Source organism: Pseudomonas petrae (assembly GCF_021728295.1).
In the GTDB taxonomy this organism is placed as follows: Bacteria; Pseudomonadota; Gammaproteobacteria; order Pseudomonadales; family Pseudomonadaceae; genus Aquipseudomonas; species Aquipseudomonas petrae.
Genome location: NZ_JAKJXE010000008.1, coordinates 276,735 through 293,463 on the forward strand (window position 1 = coordinate 276,735; position 16,729 = coordinate 293,463).

General features: G+C 60.2%; 16 protein-coding genes. 9 read left to right on the forward strand and 7 right to left on the reverse strand.

Annotation, left to right across the window (positions count from 1 at the left end):
* Nucleotides 1-166 precede the first annotated feature (166 nt).
* Nucleotides 167-658 (forward strand): GNAT family N-acetyltransferase, encoded by a 492-nt coding sequence (locus tag L4G42_RS16195; RefSeq protein WP_237253197.1) that lies wholly within the window; start codon nt 167-169, stop codon nt 656-658.
* A 673-nt stretch (nt 659-1,331) separates the two neighbouring features.
* Complete coding sequence (locus L4G42_RS16200; RefSeq protein WP_237259500.1) at nt 1,332-2,888, forward strand: TerC family protein; 1,557 nt, start codon at nt 1,332-1,334, stop codon at nt 2,886-2,888.
* An 86-nt stretch (nt 2,889-2,974) separates the two neighbouring features.
* Here the strand turns inward: L4G42_RS16200 and L4G42_RS16205 are convergent, their stop codons facing one another.
* Nucleotides 2,975-4,720 carry a phosphoethanolamine transferase CptA gene (locus L4G42_RS16205; RefSeq protein ID WP_237253199.1) on the reverse strand — a complete coding sequence of 582 codons (1,746 nt, stop codon included), beginning with the start codon at nt 4,718-4,720 and terminating at the stop codon, nt 2,975-2,977.
* Nucleotides 4,721-5,056: 336 nt separating this feature from the next.
* Nucleotides 5,057-5,230, reverse strand: coding sequence for a DUF6026 family protein (locus tag L4G42_RS16210; RefSeq protein ID WP_237253200.1), 174 nt, complete (start codon nt 5,228-5,230; stop codon nt 5,057-5,059).
* 322 nt (nt 5,231-5,552) lie between these two features.
* Between L4G42_RS16210 and gnd the strand changes: the two genes are divergently transcribed.
* From gnd to L4G42_RS16230, 4 genes are all read left to right on the forward strand, one after another.
* Nucleotides 5,553-6,530, forward strand: coding sequence for a phosphogluconate dehydrogenase (NAD(+)-dependent, decarboxylating) (gnd, locus tag L4G42_RS16215; RefSeq protein ID WP_237253201.1), 978 nt, complete (start codon nt 5,553-5,555; stop codon nt 6,528-6,530).
* The gene (zwf, locus tag L4G42_RS16220; RefSeq protein WP_237253202.1) at nt 6,530-8,053 is read left to right on the forward strand and encodes a glucose-6-phosphate dehydrogenase; all 1,524 of its coding nucleotides are present in this window, start codon (nt 6,530-6,532) and stop codon (nt 8,051-8,053) included. Before gnd ends, zwf begins: the two co-directional genes overlap by 1 nt.
* Nucleotides 8,050-8,868, forward strand: a complete 819-nt coding sequence (locus L4G42_RS16225; protein WP_237253203.1) for an HAD family hydrolase — start codon at nt 8,050-8,052, stop codon at nt 8,866-8,868. Before zwf ends, L4G42_RS16225 begins: the two co-directional genes overlap by 4 nt.
* Nucleotides 8,869-8,965: 97 nt before the next feature.
* Nucleotides 8,966-10,768, forward strand: a complete 1,803-nt coding sequence (locus L4G42_RS16230) for a glycoside hydrolase family 15 protein (protein ID WP_237253204.1) — start codon at nt 8,966-8,968, stop codon at nt 10,766-10,768.
* Between the two features lie 651 nt (nt 10,769-11,419).
* Here the strand turns inward: L4G42_RS16230 and alkB are convergent.
* The 3 genes from alkB to L4G42_RS16245 form a co-directional block, all read right to left on the reverse strand.
* Complete coding sequence (gene alkB / locus L4G42_RS16235) at nt 11,420-12,097, reverse strand: DNA oxidative demethylase AlkB (RefSeq protein ID WP_237253234.1); 678 nt, start codon at nt 12,095-12,097, stop codon at nt 11,420-11,422.
* A 30-nt stretch (nt 12,098-12,127) separates the two neighbouring features.
* Nucleotides 12,128-12,307, reverse strand: a complete 180-nt coding sequence (locus tag L4G42_RS16240) for a hypothetical protein (RefSeq protein ID WP_237253205.1) — start codon at nt 12,305-12,307, stop codon at nt 12,128-12,130.
* Nucleotides 12,308-12,387: 80 nt separating this feature from the next.
* Complete coding sequence (locus L4G42_RS16245) at nt 12,388-12,693, reverse strand: DUF1883 domain-containing protein (protein WP_237253206.1); 306 nt, start codon at nt 12,691-12,693, stop codon at nt 12,388-12,390.
* A 203-nt stretch (nt 12,694-12,896) separates the two neighbouring features.
* Here L4G42_RS16245 and L4G42_RS16250 point away from each other — a divergent pair, with 203 nt between their 5' ends.
* Nucleotides 12,897-13,253, forward strand: a complete 357-nt coding sequence (locus tag L4G42_RS16250) for a hypothetical protein (protein ID WP_237259501.1) — start codon at nt 12,897-12,899, stop codon at nt 13,251-13,253.
* A 46-nt stretch (nt 13,254-13,299) separates the two neighbouring features.
* Here the strand turns inward: L4G42_RS16250 and L4G42_RS16255 are convergent, their stop codons facing one another.
* A complete protein-coding gene (locus L4G42_RS16255) occupies nt 13,300-13,581 on the reverse strand; it encodes a hypothetical protein (protein WP_237253208.1) in 282 nt (93 codons plus the stop codon).
* 203 nt (nt 13,582-13,784) lie between these two features.
* Nucleotides 13,785-13,970 (reverse strand): hypothetical protein, encoded by a 186-nt coding sequence (locus L4G42_RS16260; protein WP_237253209.1) that lies wholly within the window; start codon nt 13,968-13,970, stop codon nt 13,785-13,787.
* 424 nt (nt 13,971-14,394) lie between these two features.
* On the opposite strand from L4G42_RS16260, the gene galU reads away from it, so the two are divergent.
* Both galU and gorA read left to right on the forward strand, forming a co-directional pair.
* Nucleotides 14,395-15,237, forward strand: coding sequence for a UTP--glucose-1-phosphate uridylyltransferase GalU (galU, locus tag L4G42_RS16265; protein ID WP_237253210.1), 843 nt, complete (start codon nt 14,395-14,397; stop codon nt 15,235-15,237).
* Nucleotides 15,238-15,373: 136 nt separating this feature from the next.
* A complete protein-coding gene (gene gorA / locus L4G42_RS16270; protein WP_237253211.1) occupies nt 15,374-16,729 on the forward strand; it encodes a glutathione-disulfide reductase in 1,356 nt (451 codons plus the stop codon).

Here is a 16,729-nt window from a genome sequence, read left to right on the forward strand (position 1 = left end):
TGCTTTTTCTCAGTGCGTGCCGGAAGAATTCCTTACCGATCAGAGACATTTCCTACTTCTGTATAAGGATATTTTTTCAGCCAAGGCGTTAGAATCGCCGCCACGCGGCACGTCGGCACACTGAGTCGAGCGCCTGTTGAGGTTTCTCCAGCGGTAGAGGAAGTCAATGCAAGCCCCTGAGGTTCTGGTACTGCAAGCCAGCTACAGCAATTCGGTTCACGCTGAAGCGATCGGATTTCTGCTCAATCAATACGCCGAAGATGCCATGGGTGGCGGGCAGTCGCTGTCCGTGGACACCCGTCAGCAACTGGCGATCGAACTGGCCAAGCGCCCCCATGCGTTCAGCGTGCTGGCGTTCATCGCCGGCGAGCCGGTTGGCCTGGTTAACTGTTTCGAGGGTTTCTCGACCTTTGCCTGCCGGCCCTTGGTCAACGTTCATGATGTGGTGGTGATCGCCTCGGCCAGAGGGCAGGGCATCAGCCAGAAGATGCTGGCCAAGGTTGAGGAAATCGCCCGCCAGCGCGGCTGCTGCAAAATCACCCTGGAAGTGCTGGAAGGCAACGAAGCGGCCAAAGGCGCGTACCGCAAGCTCGGTTTCGCCGACTATCAGCTGGACCCGCAAATGGGGCGCGCGCTGTTCTGGCAGAAATCGCTGTAGCTGAGTGGTCATGGCGAAAGCCGATTCCACGGGATGCACGCGATGCTGTTAGTGGGACCGGCTTCAGCCGGGAAGGGGCCGGTTTGAACACCCTCAGTTTTATGGTGTGACGCAATAAGCCTTCCCGGCTAAAGCCGGTCCTACCCTGCGTTCACTCACCATCCCGCTGACTCCACGCGATGCTGTTAGTGGGACCGGCTTCAGCCGGGAAGGGGCCGGTTTGAACACCTTCAGTTTTATGGTGTGACGCAATAAGCCTTCCCGGCTAAAGCCGGTCCTACCCTGCGTTCACTCACCAGCCCGCTGAAAGCACGCAATCTCGTAGGACCGGCTTTAGCCGGGAAGAGGCCCGTATGCGCACACGCAGTTTTGCGGTGTGACGCCTGACGCCTTCCCGGCTAAAGCCGGTCCTACTGAATGCGCAAACCATTTGTAACAGTTCTGTCCTGTAAGGCGATTCCGAGAGCGCGATAGGATCGCCTCCCGTATTGCTTTCAGGACTCACATGTCGCTCTCTCTGGAACCTCCCAGTCGCCGATTCCCTTTACACCGGATTGCACGCGTTCATCTCGATTTATCCCGCTTAAACAAGATTGCTGCCTGGCTCGACCCACTTCGCCGTGCGTCGGGCCTTTTCGTGTCTGCCACAATGACTGTGAAGGGGCGCTGACCCATGGAATGGATTGCGGACCCCACGGCCTGGCTTGGCCTGTTGACCCTGATCGTGCTTGAGCTGGTGCTCGGCATCGACAACCTGGTGTTCATCGCCATCCTCGCTGACAAGCTGCCGCCCGAGCAGCGCGACCGTGCGCGAGTCCTGGGCCTGTCGCTGGCGTTGATCATGCGCCTGGGCCTGCTCGCGAGCATTTCGTGGATGGTCACGCTGACCGAGCCGCTGTTCGAGATTTTCGAGAAAAGCTTCTCCGGCCGCGACCTGATCATGCTGTTCGGCGGCGTGTTCCTGCTGTTCAAGGCGACCATGGAATTGCACGAGCGCCTCGAAGGCCACGTCACCCAGCGCGCGGGCAGCACGACCTACGCGCTGTTCTGGCCCATCGTCGCGCAGATCGTGGTGCTCGACGCGGTGTTCTCCCTGGACGCCGTGATCACTGCCGTGGGCATGGTCGATGAGCTGTCGATCATGATGATTGCCGTGGTGTTCTCGATCGGCATCATGATCATCGCCAGCAAGCCGCTGACCGCCTTCGTCAACGCTCACCCGACCGTCATCATGCTGTGCCTGGGCTTTCTGATGATGATCGGCTTCAGCCTGACCGCCGACGGCCTGGGTTTCCATATTCCCAAGGGCTATCTGTACGCGGCCATCGGTTTCTCGATCCTGATCGAGGTGTTCAACCAGATCGCCCGTGCCCGCCGCAAGCGCAGCGTCAAAGGCGACCTGCCGCGCCGCGAGCGCACCGCCCATGCCGTGCTGCGCCTGTTGGGTGGCCGCAGGCCGAGCGCGGAGGAGGTCGGTGAGGAGATCGCCGACATGCTCGACGGCGACAGCGACGAGGTGGTGTTCGACCGCCGCGAGCGGGTGATGATCAGCGGCGTGCTGCAGTTGGCCCAGCTGCCCATCCGCGGCGTGATGACGGTGCGCAATGATGTCGACGTGATCGATCTGGATGACACGCCGGAAGGCATTCGCCAGCGACTGATCAACTCGTCGTACTCGCGGCTGCCGCTGATCCGCGGGGGCCGTATCTACGAGCCCCTGGGCTTTGTGCACAAGAAGGAAATGCTCAACGCCTGGCTCTCCGGCGCCGAGCCGAACATTGAGCACCTGGCCCGACCGACGCTCAATCTGCTGGAAACCTTCTCGATCCTCAACGCCCTGGAACAGATGCGCGCGCAGTCCACGCACATTGCGTTCGTGATCAACGAATTCGGCGATTTCGCCGGCATCCTGACCATGACCGACATCCTCGAATCCATCGCCGGCGAGCTGCCGGACGCCAGCGAAATCGAGGGCCCTGACTTGATCGAGGAGGGCGAGGGCGTGCTGGTCAATGCCGCCATGAACCTGAGTCACCTGCGCGAACGCATCGGCTTCAAGGCGCGCGCGACCGGTGATTATCAGACCCTGGCCGGACTGGTGGTGAGTCTGCTGGATCGATTGCCGGTGATCGGCGATGAGCTGCAGTGGGAGGGTTGGCACATGAAGGTCGTGCAAGTGCAGGAGCGGCGGGTAACTCGCGTGCTGTTGCGCCAGACGCCCTCAACATAACCGTCTCTGACGCACACCCATCCCGGCAAAAAAAGGCCTGCATTGCGCAGGCCTTTTCATTTGGAACGAACGTTACTTCGCCTCTATTACTTTTGCACTACCTCGGGCGTGGCGCCGGGCTGGCTGGCGGCTTTCTCCATGTGGGCAAAATCACTCAGGCCTTTTGGCGCATAGGGATCGCCGATCATCCGCGGACGCGCCTTGAAGTCCAGGCTGACCAGGCTCTTCGTGGTGTCGAGTTCATCAAAGCTCAGCCCTGCCAGTTGTGCCCAGGTGTGGATCAGGCTCGAACTGGTGTAAGGACGGCCGTGGATGCTCTCGAAATTCCAGTCATGGGTCTGGCGCCATTTTGGCGAGGCGTAAGCAATGAACGGCACGGTGTACATCGGCATGGTCGGCTTGTTCTCGTTGCGGCCCAGAGTGTTACGGCCTGGCGAGTCATAGACGTCTTCGCCGTGGTCGGAAAGGTACAGCAGGAAGCCGTTCGGGTCAGCCTTGCCGTATTCCTTGATCAGGCTGGAGACCACGAAATCGTTGTACAGCACCGCGTTGTCATAGCTGTTGTAAAACTCCAGCTTGCTGTCATCGATGTCCGCCGGCACGCCGTCACGTCCGCTGAATTTCGCGAACTCCTCCGGGAAACGGTACTGATAAGCCATATGCGTACCGAGCAGGTGAACCACGATCAACTTGCGCGGCGCGGCATCCGTCAGCGCTTTGGTAAACGGCGCGATCACGTCGCCGTCGTACTGTCGAGCGTTCTGGTTGCGGTTGTTGTTCAGGTAAACCTGATCGTCAGCCTGCTCGGAGAAGGTGGTCAGCATCGTGTTGCGCTTGGTCATCGTCTGCTGGTTGGTGATCCAGAAGGTCTTGTAGCCTGCCTGTTTCATCACGCTGACGATCGACGGCGTTTTCAGGTAAAGGTCCGGGTTTTCCTCGTCCGCGAAGGTCAACACCTGCTGCAGGGCCTCGATGGTGTAAGGCCGTGGCGTGATGACGTTGTTGAACACCTGCAACTGGTCCTTCATGGCGTCCAGGTTCGGCGTCGTCTGGCGCGGGTAGCCGTAAAGGTGCATGCGTCCGCGGTTGGTCGACTCGCCGATCACCAGCACCAGGGTGGTTGGCAGGTTGGCCTGCTGGTCCTTGAGGTTTTTCAGCGGAGCGATGTTGTTGCTGCTGGTCAGCATGTCCTGCATGCCGTTCAGTTGCTGGGTGTAGCGGTGATAGGCAACGATCATCTGCCATGGCACCGCCGGCTCGATGCGGGACTCGAACGCTTCGAGGGCCGAGGCGGTGTCGTCATAGCGGGCGAACTGCTTGGCCAGCGGGTAACCGATGATGCCGATCAACAGTGCTGCCGAAACGGCGTAGGCGCGAGGGCGCGGCATGTACACCGGACGCAGGCGTGTCCACAGGAAAATCGCGAAAGCGGTGTGGGCGATGAACGCCAGCACGATCCACCACGCGAAGTACTGGGTCATGTATTCGCCGGCTTCAGAGATGTTCGATTCGAACATGATGAAGATGACGCTCTGGGAAAACTCTTGCTGATAGATGAAGAAGTAACCCAGGCTCGCCATGGAGCAGGCCCACAGAATCACGCCGATCACGGCCGCCATGACGCGGGTCTTTTGCGGGAACATCAGCATGGGCGCGAGCCAGATACCGCTGATGACGAACGCCTGACGGAAGCCGGCAAAACCGGTGATGCCGGTCAGCTGGATAAGCAGTTGAGTGATGCCGGAGAAGTACCAGAAAAACACGAACAGCCAGATCACGCCCGCCCAGTCGAACCCTTTCGGAGTCGCAGTGCTCCGTTTCATTGTTGCCATCAAGCGCTCCGCTATAGACCGTTCAGGCGACAGAACACCGCCCGAATTAATTCAAATGCCAGCAATTGGCCAGCAATCAATGTGTTGAGGGTCGGGATTATGTTTTCAACCGAGTGAAAATTTTGTCGGGAGAGTGTTGCGAAACAGCAGAAAGCAGCTACGGACGCGGACGATAGAGCAGAGCGGGGAACGTAACAGTCAGCGTCGGGTCCGACGGAGGGTCGAAACCGGTGCCAGGCATCGGGCGATGCACATTCATGCGAGGGATCAAACGATGCGCCGGCAAGCCTGCAGATCGGGCTTGCCTTGGCGGGGTGTAGCGAGGGGACGTCGCGGTCAGGCGTGCAGGGCGTTACCGCTGCCGATGAGCTGGGCGTGTTGCATCATCGAAGTCAGCTGAGCGACTTTCTTCTGCAACACGGCGCGTTCTTCCCTGAGCTGGCGCAGCTCGTCACGACGGATTGTGACGTACAGCGTTTGTGGAGCGTTGGCTGGTAATACAGTGCCCATTGCACACCTCGCAAATGGCGGGATTCAACTTCATAAGGTTCAAGCATGGACGCCTGCTACTTGGCATGTCCTGCTCACTACCTCTATCGGCCGGAATTCTGATTTCTTTTGCGAAAAAAAGGAACTTTTTTATTTTTAATTGTCGCGAACGTTTCTTGATCGCGAAAACACACGTCATAGGGCAGTCTTGCAGACCTCTGCGCCTCTGCACATGAAACTTTTTTCACCGGGAAACCATAGTTTGCCTCCCCGGACTAACCCACTATGCGGCACTGGGCTATAAACTGAGGCACCTCTGAATTTGATTAAGGAGCACCTCTACATGCAACTCGGGATTGTTGGACTAGGCCGCATGGGCGGCAACATCGCACGTCGACTGATGCTCAATGGCCACACGACTGTGGTCTATGATCGCGATGAGAAGTCTCGTACCGTGCTCGCCAACGAAGGTTCGACGCCAGCCCATGACCTCGCGTCACTGGTTTCGGCACTGGAAAAACCGCGAGCCGTCTGGGTGATGTTGCCTGCTGGCGCTCCAACCGAAGACACCATCAGCGAGCTGGCCACGCTGCTCGATGACGACGACGTGATCATCGACGGCGGCAACACCTTCTATAAGGACGACATACGTCGCTCCCTGGCGTTGAAAGACAAAAACCTGCACTACGTCGATGTCGGCACCTCCGGCGGCGTCTGGGGTCTGGAACGCGGCTACTGCATGATGATCGGCGGCGAAACCGACGTTGTCACTCGCCTCGACCCGATCTTCAAGACCCTGGCCCCAGGGATCGGCGAAATTCCGCGCACCAAGGACCGTTCCAAAGACGCCGATCCGCGTGCCGAGCACGGTTACATCCACGCCGGCCCGCCGGGCGCAGGCCATTTCGTCAAGATGATCCACAACGGCATTGAGTACGGCATGATGCAGGCCTTCGCCGAAGGCTTCGACATCCTCAAGACCAAGAATTCGGAAAACCTCCCGGTTGAACAGCGCTTCGACCTGAACCTGGGCGACATCGCCGAAGTCTGGCGTCGCGGCAGCGTGGTGTCCTCCTGGCTGCTGGACCTGACCGCCGACGCGCTGGCCACCGACCCACAGCTCAACGCCTATTCCGGCTCCGTGGCCGACAGCGGTGAAGGCCGCTGGACCATCGAAGCTGCCATGGAGCAGGCGGTGCCGGTTCCGGTACTGTCCACTTCACTGTTCGCCCGCTTCCGCTCCCGTCAACAAAGCACGTACGGCGACAAGATGCTGTCCGCCATGCGTTTCGGATTCGGTGGTCATAAGGAACCAAAATAATGGGCTTATCCCGCAGCAAGCAGAATGCGCCGGTCGCTCCGGCGACCACGCTGTTCCTCTTCGGCGCCCATGGTGATCTGGTCAAGCGGCTGCTGATGCCGGCCCTCTACAACCTGTTTCGCGACGGGTTGGTGGGCGAGGACCTGCACATCGTCGGCGTTGACCACAACACCGTCAGCGATGCCGATTTCGCCAAAAAGCTCGAGGATTTCATTCGTCAGGAGGCGGCCAGCAAGGTCGCTCAGGGCGGCGAAGAGCCTCTGGACCCGGCGTTGTGGGGCAGCCTGTCGAAGCGCATTACCTACATCACCGGTGATTTTCTCGACGATTCCACGTACGCGGACATCGACGCGAAGATCAAGAGCACGGGCACCCGCAACGCTGTGTTCTACCTGGCGACCGCGCCGCGTTTCTTCAGCGAAGTGACGCAGCGTCTGGGCTCTTCCGGGCTGATGGGCGAAGATGACGAGAGCTTCCGTCGCGTGGTGATCGAGAAGCCGTTCGGCCACGACCTGCCCAGTGCTGTGGCGTTGAACAACTGCTTGCTGAAGGTCATGAGCGAGAAACAGATCTACCGGATCGACCATTACCTGGGCAAGGAAACGGTGCAGAACATTCTGGTCAGCCGCTTCTCCAACGGTCTGTTCGAGTCGTTCTGGAACAACCACTACATCGATCACGTGCAGATCACCGCGGCCGAAACCGTGGGCGTCGAAACCCGTGGCAGTTTCTATGAAACCACCGGCGCGCTGCGGGACATGGTGCCCAATCACCTGTTCCAGCTGCTGGCAATGGTGGCGATGGAGCCGCCCGCTGCATTCGGCGCCGATGCCGTTCGTGGCGAAAAGGCCAAGGTGGTCGGCGCAATCCGGCCCTGGTCGGAAATGGAAGCGCTGGCCAATTCGGTGCGCGGTCAGTATTCCGAAAGCAGCATCGACGGCAAGCCCGTCACCGGATACCGCGAGGAAGACCGCGTCGATCCCGAGAGCAACACGGAGACCTACGTCGCCCTCAAAGTGATGATCGATAACTGGCGCTGGATGGGCGTGCCGTTCTACCTGCGCACCGGCAAGCGCATGAGCGTGCGCGACACCGAGATCGCCATCTGCTTCAAGCCCGCGCCGTATGCGCAGTTCCGTGACACCGATGTCGACCGCCCCGCGCCGAACTTTCTGAAGATCCAGATTCAGCCCGACGAAGGCATGTGGTTCGATCTGCAAGCCAAGAAGCCCGGCCCGACCCTGGACATGCAGACCATCGAGATGGGTTTCGCCTACAAGGACTTCTTCGAGATGCAGCCGTCGACGGGGTACGAAACCCTGATCTACGACTGCCTGACCGGCGACCAGACCCTGTTCCAGCGTGCCGACAACATCGAAAACGGCTGGCGTGCGGTGCAGCCGTTCATCGATGCCTGGGCCAAGGATCCGCAAGTGGAGCTGTACCACGCAGGCGAAGATGGGCCGTCGGCGGCCGATGAGTTGCTGGCGCGAGACGGCCGCACATGGCAGCGCCTGGGATGAGTGACGTTTCGCAGTCCCTCATCCAGTTCATGTTGTCCGACATTGACGGCACGCTGCTGCACCCCGATCACAGCCTGAGCCAGGCCAACATCGACGCCGTGCGCAAGCTGCAGGAGGCCGGTATTTATTTCTCGGTCGCCAGCAGCCGTCCGCCGCGTGCCATGCGTCAGCAGATCGAAGCCCTGGGCATCAAGCTGCCGACCGTGGCGTTCAACGGCGCCAACATCATCAACCCTGACGGCAGCCTGTTGAAGGCCCACCGCATTGAGGCCGCAGCGGCGCGCACCAGCCTTGAGCTGTTCGCCAGCGAGGCGGTGGCGGTCTGGGTCTTTGCCGATGACCAGTGGCTGCTGCTCAATCCCGAAGGGGATTACGTCGAGCATGAGCGCAACACCCTGGGCTACGACTTCGTTCAGGTCGACAGCTTCGACGACTACCTGGACCGCATCGACAAGATCGTCGCGGCGAGCAAGGACTTCGAGCTGCTCAAGCGCCTCGAGGCCAAGCTCAACCCGCTGATCGCCGAGTCTGCGTTGGCAGCGCGTTCACAATCCTATTACCTGGACGTTACCGCGCTGGACGCCAACAAGGGCACTGCCCTCGAGACGCTGGCCGATGCGTTGGGCGTGCCGCTGGCTCACACCGCAGCGATTGGCGATGCAGGCAACGACGTGGCGATGTTCCTCCGCGCCGGGCTGTCGATTGCGATGGGGCAGGCCGAGGTGGGCGTCAAAACCCAAGCCAACTACGTCACCGACAGCAATGCCGATGACGGGCTGGCCAGGGCCATCGAGCGCTACATCCTGCCCCGTTGATTCGGGGCGGCGGTTGCGCTGCTACTCATGGGTACAGCTACTCAAGGGCGCGGCGCACAACAAGATTAAAGTGCTAACCAAGAGGGATAACCGCCCGATGGCTGTATTGATCGAAGATTACGCGCTGCTCGGCAACTGCCGGACCGCAGCGCTGGTGGCCCGCGACGGGTCGCTGGACTGGTTGTGTTTCCCGCGCTTTGATGCGCCGGCCTGTTTCGCCGCGCTACTCGGCGACAGCAACAACGGGCGCTGGAAGCTGGCCCCGGTTGACGGCAGTGCTCAATCGCGCCGCCGTTATCGCGACGGCACACTGATTCTCGAAACCCTCTTCACCACCGACACCGGACAGGCGCTGGTCATCGACTTCATGCCCATGGAGATCGACAGCAGCGTGGTGCGCATCGTCGTCGGCGTGGAAGGGCGCGTCGATTTCTCGATGGATCTGGCGATCCGCTTTGACTACGGCAGCACCGTGCCGTGGGTCGAGAAGCGCGATCCGCACACCATGACCGCGGTTGCCGGCCCAGACATGCTGGTGCTGCGCACGCCTGCCGAACTGCACCCGATGGACCATCACACCGAGAGCCTGTTCAGCGTTGAAGTCGGTCAACGGCTGGGTTTCGCGCTGTCCTGGCAGGTCTCCCACGAGCCGGTGCGTGCAGGGTTCGACGTGGAAGTGGCGCTGCAGCAGACGGAAACGTTCTGGCGTGACTTTTCCGGACGCTGTCCGGATGTCGGCCCCTGGACGGATCAGGTCAAGCGTTCGCTGATTACCCTCAAGGCCATGACCTATGCGCCGACCGGCGGGATCGTCGCGGCGGTGACCACGTCGCTGCCCGAGCAGTTGGGCGGCGAGCGCAACTGGGATTACCGCTTCTGCTGGTTGCGCGATGCGACCATGACCCTGCTCGCGTTCATGAACCTGGGCTACTTCGAAGAAGCGACCGCGTGGCGCAACTGGCTGCTGCGTTCCATCGCCGGCAACCCTGATCAGGTGCAGATCATGTACGGCCTGGCGGGCGAGCGGCGCTTGCTGGAGTATGAGTTGCCATGGCTGGCCGGCTACGAGCACTCGCGTCCCGTGCGGGTCGGCAATGGTGCGGCCGGTCAGGTGCAGCTGGACGTGTACGGCGAAGTCGCCGACGCCATGACCCAGGCGCTTAAAAACGGTTTGCCGGCGCTGCCGCGTAGCACAGAAATCCAGAAAGTGATCATGCCGTTTCTGGAAAACGTCTGGCATCAGCCGGACGCCGGCATCTGGGAAATCCGTTCGGCGCCACGGCATTTCACCCATTCCAAAGTCATGGCGTGGGTGTCATTCGACCGCAATGCGGGGGTGTTGGCCAAGAGCGGTGACGCGGAAGACCGCGAGCGGGGACGGCATTACCGGGAAGTCGCCGACCAGATTCACGCCGACGTCTGCGCTAACGGTTACGACGCAGCACTGGGCAGCTTCGTGCAGACCTATGGCGGCCAGGAACTGGACGCCAGCCTCTTGCAGATTGCGCTCACCGGCTTCCTCCCCGTCGACGACCCGCGCGTCACCGGCACCGTTACACGGATTGAACAGTCGCTGATGAAAGACGGCCTGCTGCTGCGCTACGACAGCGAACGCAGCACCGATGGCGTATCGGGCAGCGAAGGGACATTCCTGGTGTGTTCGTTCTGGCTCGCCGACGTCTACGTGCTGCAAGGCCGCGACGAAGAAGCCCAAATCCTCTTCGAACGCCTGTGCGGTCTGTGCAACGACGTCGGCCTCCTCGCCGAACAATACGACCCTCAGCAAAACCGCATGCTCGGCAACTTCCCCCAGGCGTTCAGCCACATTGGCATCATCAACACAGCGCTGAACCTGCACCGCGTCATCTGCCCCGTAAAAAGCCGCGCGGCTGCTCGGTAATAGTGGGGCAGGGCGCTAGCCGATGTCGGTGATGGGGGATTGGTATTGCGTTATGGCGCGAGAATGGAGGTGCTCACACGGGCCTCTTCCCGGCTGAAGCCGGTCCCACTAGAACACCGCGTGCAGTCAGTTCAGTCCGGTATGGACGCGGAGCGTCCGGGGATGCATACCCACGCGGAGCGTGGGCACGATCAAATGAGGGGTCGGTTTGCGTTATGCCGCGAGATTGAATGTGCTCACGCCAGCCTCTTCCCGGCTAAAGCCTGTCCCACTAAAAACACCGCGAACAGCCTGTAGGACCGGCTTCAGCCGGGAAGCCTTTGATCGGCTTTTGATCTTGATCTCGCTTTTGATCTCCAAACACAAGAGGCCATTCACCGCCAAACGCGACTTGGGTGCAGGCTGAACGCAGGTCTCGCGCAGTGGGACGAGCCGCATGGATGCGGCGAGAGCGCCGTCAGGACATGGATGTCCGTTCGGCGCGGGCCCACGGAGCGAGACCGGAGTGAAGGAACCCTGAGGAACGAAGGGCCCAACCGAGAGCAAGCACCCTTGGTTACTTGGGGTGCTTTTCCAAGTAACTCGCCGAAGGCGAAACCCGAGGCCGTTAGGCCGACGCTTTTGATCTTGATCTTTAGATCTACAGCCTAATCACCGCGCCTTCCGAAACGTAAAATTAATCCGCTGCTCCCCCAACTGCGGATGCTCCCCCTGACGAACCGGCATCACCCCATGAAAGCGCAGCCGATCAACCCCGCCCCACACCACCACATCCCCATGAAATAACGGCACCCGCTGAGTCGGATCACGGCGCTCATCCCCGCCAAACAAAAACATCGCCGGCAACCCCAGCGACACCGACACCACCGGCCACTCCAAACCGCGCTCATCCTTATCCTGATGAAGCGACATCTTGGCCCCGGGGATGTAACGATTGATCAGACACGCATCAGGCACGAACGCGGCAAACCCCGCCGCCGAAGCCGCCGCCACCGCCAGCTCCATGAACACCCCGGGCATCGCCGGCCATGGCTGACCCGTGAGGGGATTGATCGGAGAATATTTATAGCCACTTCGGTCAGTGATCCAACCGAACTCCCCGCAACTGCTCAGGGCCACCGACATCGTATAACCACCGGGCGTGACCATGTTGCGGAACGGCGCCTGCGTCAGAACCGACTCCAGCGCAGGCAGCAATTGCTCGATGAAGGGCAGGGCGAAGCCGCGAAACACAAACGACTCCGGCCCGATCTGCTCCTGTGAAGGCAGTTGCGGCGTATCCTCCGCGAACAGATCAAACGTCGCCGGCGTCGTGCCTTTGCGCTGCATCGCCATGGGCTTCCCCGGTTCAGACCTCGTCTACAGCGCTTTGCTGACCTTCACATCGCTGATGACATCGTCACCGTCGGCGTGCATCTTCTGCAGGGCTGCCAGCGCTTCATCGGGGGAAGGCGACTGCAGCAGGGCAAACTCGAAACGACGTTCACCGTTGAGCTTGTAGCTGATGGCATATTTGACGACGGGGGCAGCGGTGCTCACATTTGACTCCTTGGAAAAGCTGACCGGATGTTCGCAAAAAAAACACAAAGATTTCACGCCATCCGGTGTTCAATGGTGCGTCAGCTCAGGCGCGAGGACGAGCGGCGGACAATTTTGATCGAATGGGTGAAAGCGGTTTTGCGCCCACCGTTGCTGTCCAGTTTGCGGCCAGCAGTGTCGATGGTGATGTTCCAGAAGCCGGTGCTGGGCACCGCGATCTTGGCAGGGAAACGGTCGAATGCGCCGCCGTGGTAGGTGTGACGGCCGCCGTTTTTGAAGCTGCGGAAGTTGGCATCACTCATCAGGCGTATGTTGCAAAGCTGGGAGCACTCGATGACGACCACGTCGTCTTCGTTGAGGTGCTCGCGCTGGTGAACGAATTTCATGGGTGTCTCCGGAGACAGCGTTCTCGAAAACCCGAAACGATAGCACGACGAGCCTGGGCATTGATCATTCCGGCGGGTTTTATTGCGCTGTCCTCAGCCCGAATCGGCGCAGCGCTGACCGCCAGGCTGGCAGTTAAAAAAGCAGACGCGCGGGATTTAATCCGGGTCAGGCTTGTCGTAAGCACCTTTACTGGAGGGATTGTATGAAATTGGCGGTTGTTATTCTGGCCCTGGCGATGACCGGTTGCGCCACAGTCACGGACATCGAACACACCCCGGCGACCATGAGCGTCATGTCCGGCAAGTCGCCGAAGGATTATGCCGCGTGCTTTGTCGGACGCATCTCGGACAGCCGCAAGCCGCCGCAGATCGAGCCGCGCCATGAGGGGTTGCGTATCATCGTTCCACAGAAGCTCTTGAGCAGTGACCCTGCTGCCATCGTCGACATCGAAACCCGCTCCAGCGGCAGCTCGATCAAGCTGTTCGAGCGCATGTCGAACAATCCGCTGCGGCCCAAAGACGTGCAGCACGCCGTGACGGCCTGCATCTCGGGCGAGTGAAGCGGTTATAGAGTGACGCGGTTCAGGGGCTAAACGGGTATAAGCGTTATTTGCAGACCACCAGCACTGTGCGGTTTTTATAATTGCCGACATCTACGCCCAGGGTCTTGTCATCTTCCTTGGGTTGCGGCGTGCCGTTGGTGCTGACGATGTTGTAGCCGGTGCCCGCGCAGGAGGCGTCAGCCTTTTCGTAGCAGGCGGCCCAGGACATGGCTTCGCCGGAGCAGTCGATGCTCAGTGCCTGCTTGCCGTCTTTGAGATAGGTGTTCTGCGCAGTCGCGCAGCCGGTCAAGCTCAGTACAGCAATGACGGATAAGATCTTGATCATGGTGGAATGCTTCGCGATGAGGGCTGGTGTGGAGTGTGCTGCGTTGATATTGCTAGTCTCAGACTTGGGCCGGGTGCCATCGTTCCGGCATCACCCGACATTTTTTGCAGGACGCACGCTTTGATTTAAACGCACCTGCGCGCCAGCTTTTTTTAACACCCGCCCGGGCCATGCCCCGTTGCAGAACTGGCCGGGCGAGGTCATCAATCTTTCTTGTCAGCCCGGCGACGCGGGGCCGGTGTGTCCTCGAACACGGCCGCGACTTCAATGGCGCTGCTTTCGCTGGAGAACGGCCCTGCAACGGCCTCGCCATCGTGGCCCACCAGCCACCATTGGCCGTCCTGGAGCTTTTGGATCAGGTAACCGTTCACGCTTTTGACTTCAGACATCGACTCATCTCGATCAGTGATTCAGGCGCCCATGATAATGGGCAAATGGCAAAGGGCAATCGCACAATTTTCCGCGAGCGCTGGCAGATTCCCATGCGCGCTGGCGAACATTTCCCCCCGCAGGCCGGCGAACAGGGCTACGCTTGCGAGGGTCAACGAACGGCGGTTACGCGGCGCTGGATGCCCTCGTACGATGGACAGCATGGAATTCCAATAATCAGTGGGTGAAGCGTGGCAAGGTCGCGGCAGGCAACCGCCTGTTCGAGAACGGCAACGTTCCGGACAATTCAGCGGAGCGGATTGGGGAACTATCTGCTTCAGCGTTCCTCTACCTAGGCAGCGAACGGCCAGTGGCGGGCATTGTAAGGTTATCGCCGCCTCATTAGACTGCGCCGCAACACCCCCAGCCTCATCAAGGATTTATATGATCAAGAAATGCTTGTTCCCTGCAGCCGGTTACGGCACTCGCTTTTTGCCAGCGACCAAGGCCATGCCAAAAGAGATGCTGGCAGTTGTCAACAAGCCGCTGATCCAGTACGGCGTGGAAGAAGCACTTGCTGCGGGTTTGACTGAAATCTCCATCGTCACCGGCCGCGGCAAGCGCGCGCTGGAAGACCACTTCGACATCAGCTACGAGCTGGAGCACCAGATCAAGGGCACCGACAAGGAAAAATACCTGGTCGGTATCCGCAGACTGATCGATGAGTGCAGCTTTTCCTACACTCGCCAGACCGAAATGAAAGGCCTGGGCCATGCGATTCTGAGCGGCCGTCCGCTGATCGGTAACGAAGCGTTCGCCGTCGTGTTGGCGGATGACTTGTGTGTGAACCTGGAAGGCGACGGCGTCCTGGCGCAGATGGTCAAACTGCACAAGCATTACGGCTGCTCTATCGTGGCGATTCAGGAAGTGCCCGCCAACGAGACCCACAAGTACGGCGTGATCGCAGGCGAAGAAATCAAGCCGGGTCTGTTCCGCGTTACCGACATGGTCGAGAAACCGAAGCCGGAAGACGCGCCTTCTAACCTGGCAATCATCGGCCGCTACATCCTGACGCCGGACATTTTCGAGAAAATCGAAAACACCGAGCCAGGCAAAGGCGGCGAAATCCAGATTACCGACGCCTTGATGAAGCAAGCGGCCGAAGGCAACGTCCTGGCGTACAAGTTCCAGGGTCAGCGTTTTGACTGCGGCGGTGCGGAAGGTTACGTTGAAGCGACCAACTTCTGCTTCGAGCACTTCTACAAGACCGGCAAATCGACTCAGTGATGCATCTGTATCGGTAGTCAGCGTCTAGCTGTGCTGTCAGACAAAGCCACCTTCGGGTGGCTTTGTCGTTTCTGTCCTGCGGAACTTGCCGAGCGCGCTCAAGCGGTTATGCTAGCGCATCGCTTAGGAGAGACACATGAGCTACGACTTTGACCTTTTTGTAATTGGCGCAGGCTCGGCCGGCGTCCGGGCGGCGCGTTTTTCCGCCGGTTTCGGTGCGCGCGTGGCCGTGGCCGAGAGCCGTTATCTGGGGGGCACGTGCGTTAACGTCGGTTGCGTACCGAAGAAGCTGATGGTCTACGGGGCGCACTATTCAGAAGACTTCGAGCAAGCAAAGGGCTATGGCTGGAGCAGTGGTGAGGCGCACTTCGACTGGCCCACCCTGATCGCCAACAAGAACCGTGAAATCAGTCGCCTCAACGGCGTCTACCGCCACCTGCTCGCCAACAGCGGCGTCAGCCTGATGGAAGGCCATGCGCGCCTGCGCGGTCCCCATGAAGTCGAAATCAACGGCCAGGTTCACACGGCCGAGCACATCATGATCGCCACCGGTGGCTGGCCGCAGGTGCCGGATATTCCAGGCCGCGATCACGCCATCACCTCCAACGAAGTGTTCTTCCTCGAACAGATGCCCAAGCGCGTCGTCGTGGTCGGCGGCGGCTACATCGCAGTGGAGTTCGCCTCGATCTTCAACGGCCTGGGCGCTGACGTCTCGCTGATGTACCGCGGCGAGTTGTTCCTGCGCGGCTTCGACGAAAGCGTGCGTACCCACCTGCACGAAGAACTCGCCAAGCGCGAGATGGACATCCGCTTCAAGACCGAAATCAACAGCATCGAGAAGCTGGCTGACGGCACCTTGCAACTGAGCCTGAACGATGGCAGCACGTTCAACACCGATTGCGTGTTCTACGCCACCGGGCGCCGTCCGATGCTGGACAACCTGGGCATGGACACCGTCGACGTCGAGCTGGATGACAAGGGCTTCATCAAGGTCAACGGTGACTACCAGACCACCGAGCCGTCGATCATCGCCGTCGGCGACATCATCGGCCGTGTGCAGTTGACGCCGGTGGCGCTGGCCGAGGGCATGGCCGTCGCGCGGCGCCTGTTCAAGCCCGAGCAGTACCGCCCCGTGGATTACCGCCACATTCCCACCGCCGTGTTCAGCCTGCCGAACATCGGCACGGTCGGGCTCACCGAAGCCGAAGCGCTGAAGGCCGGGCATGAGGTGCAGGTGTTCGAAAGCAAGTTCCGGCCAATGAAGCTGTCGCTGACCGACAACCAGGAGCGCACCCTGATGAAGCTGGTGGTCGATGCCAAAACTGACCGCGTGCTGGGTTGCCACATGGTCGGCCCGGACGCAGGCGAGATCATCCAGAGCCTGGCGATCGCACTCAAGGCCGGCGCCACCAAGCAGATTTTCGACGACACTATTGGCGTGCATCCTACGGCGGCGGAGGAATTCGTTACCATGCGCACACCGACGCGCTAA

Bases quoted from the DNA above. Each gene is read 5' to 3' on its own strand.
- L4G42_RS16195 (WP_237253197.1), top strand. From the start codon at position 167: ATGCAAGCCCCTGAGGTTCTGGTACTGCAAGCCAGCTACAGCAATTCG.
- L4G42_RS16200 (WP_237259500.1), top strand. From the start codon at position 1,332: ATGGAATGGATTGCGGACCCCACGGCCTGGCTTGGCCTGTTGACCCTG.
- L4G42_RS16205 (WP_237253199.1), bottom strand. From the start codon at position 4,720: ATGGCAACAATGAAACGGAGCACTGCGACTCCGAAAGGGTTCGACTGG.
- L4G42_RS16210 (WP_237253200.1), bottom strand. From the start codon at position 5,230: ATGGGCACTGTATTACCAGCCAACGCTCCACAAACGCTGTACGTCACA.
- gnd (WP_237253201.1), top strand. From the start codon at position 5,553: ATGCAACTCGGGATTGTTGGACTAGGCCGCATGGGCGGCAACATCGCA.
- zwf (WP_237253202.1), top strand. From the start codon at position 6,530: ATGGGCTTATCCCGCAGCAAGCAGAATGCGCCGGTCGCTCCGGCGACC.
- L4G42_RS16225 (WP_237253203.1), top strand. From the start codon at position 8,050: ATGAGTGACGTTTCGCAGTCCCTCATCCAGTTCATGTTGTCCGACATT.
- L4G42_RS16230 (WP_237253204.1), top strand. From the start codon at position 8,966: ATGGCTGTATTGATCGAAGATTACGCGCTGCTCGGCAACTGCCGGACC.
- alkB (WP_237253234.1), bottom strand. From the start codon at position 12,097: ATGCAGCGCAAAGGCACGACGCCGGCGACGTTTGATCTGTTCGCGGAG.
- L4G42_RS16245 (WP_237253206.1), bottom strand. From the start codon at position 12,693: ATGAAATTCGTTCACCAGCGCGAGCACCTCAACGAAGACGACGTGGTC.
- L4G42_RS16250 (WP_237259501.1), top strand. From the start codon at position 12,897: ATGAAATTGGCGGTTGTTATTCTGGCCCTGGCGATGACCGGTTGCGCC.
- L4G42_RS16255 (WP_237253208.1), bottom strand. From the start codon at position 13,581: ATGATCAAGATCTTATCCGTCATTGCTGTACTGAGCTTGACCGGCTGC.
- L4G42_RS16260 (WP_237253209.1), bottom strand. From the start codon at position 13,970: ATGTCTGAAGTCAAAAGCGTGAACGGTTACCTGATCCAAAAGCTCCAG.
- galU (WP_237253210.1), top strand. From the start codon at position 14,395: ATGATCAAGAAATGCTTGTTCCCTGCAGCCGGTTACGGCACTCGCTTT.
- gorA (WP_237253211.1), top strand. From the start codon at position 15,374: ATGAGCTACGACTTTGACCTTTTTGTAATTGGCGCAGGCTCGGCCGGC.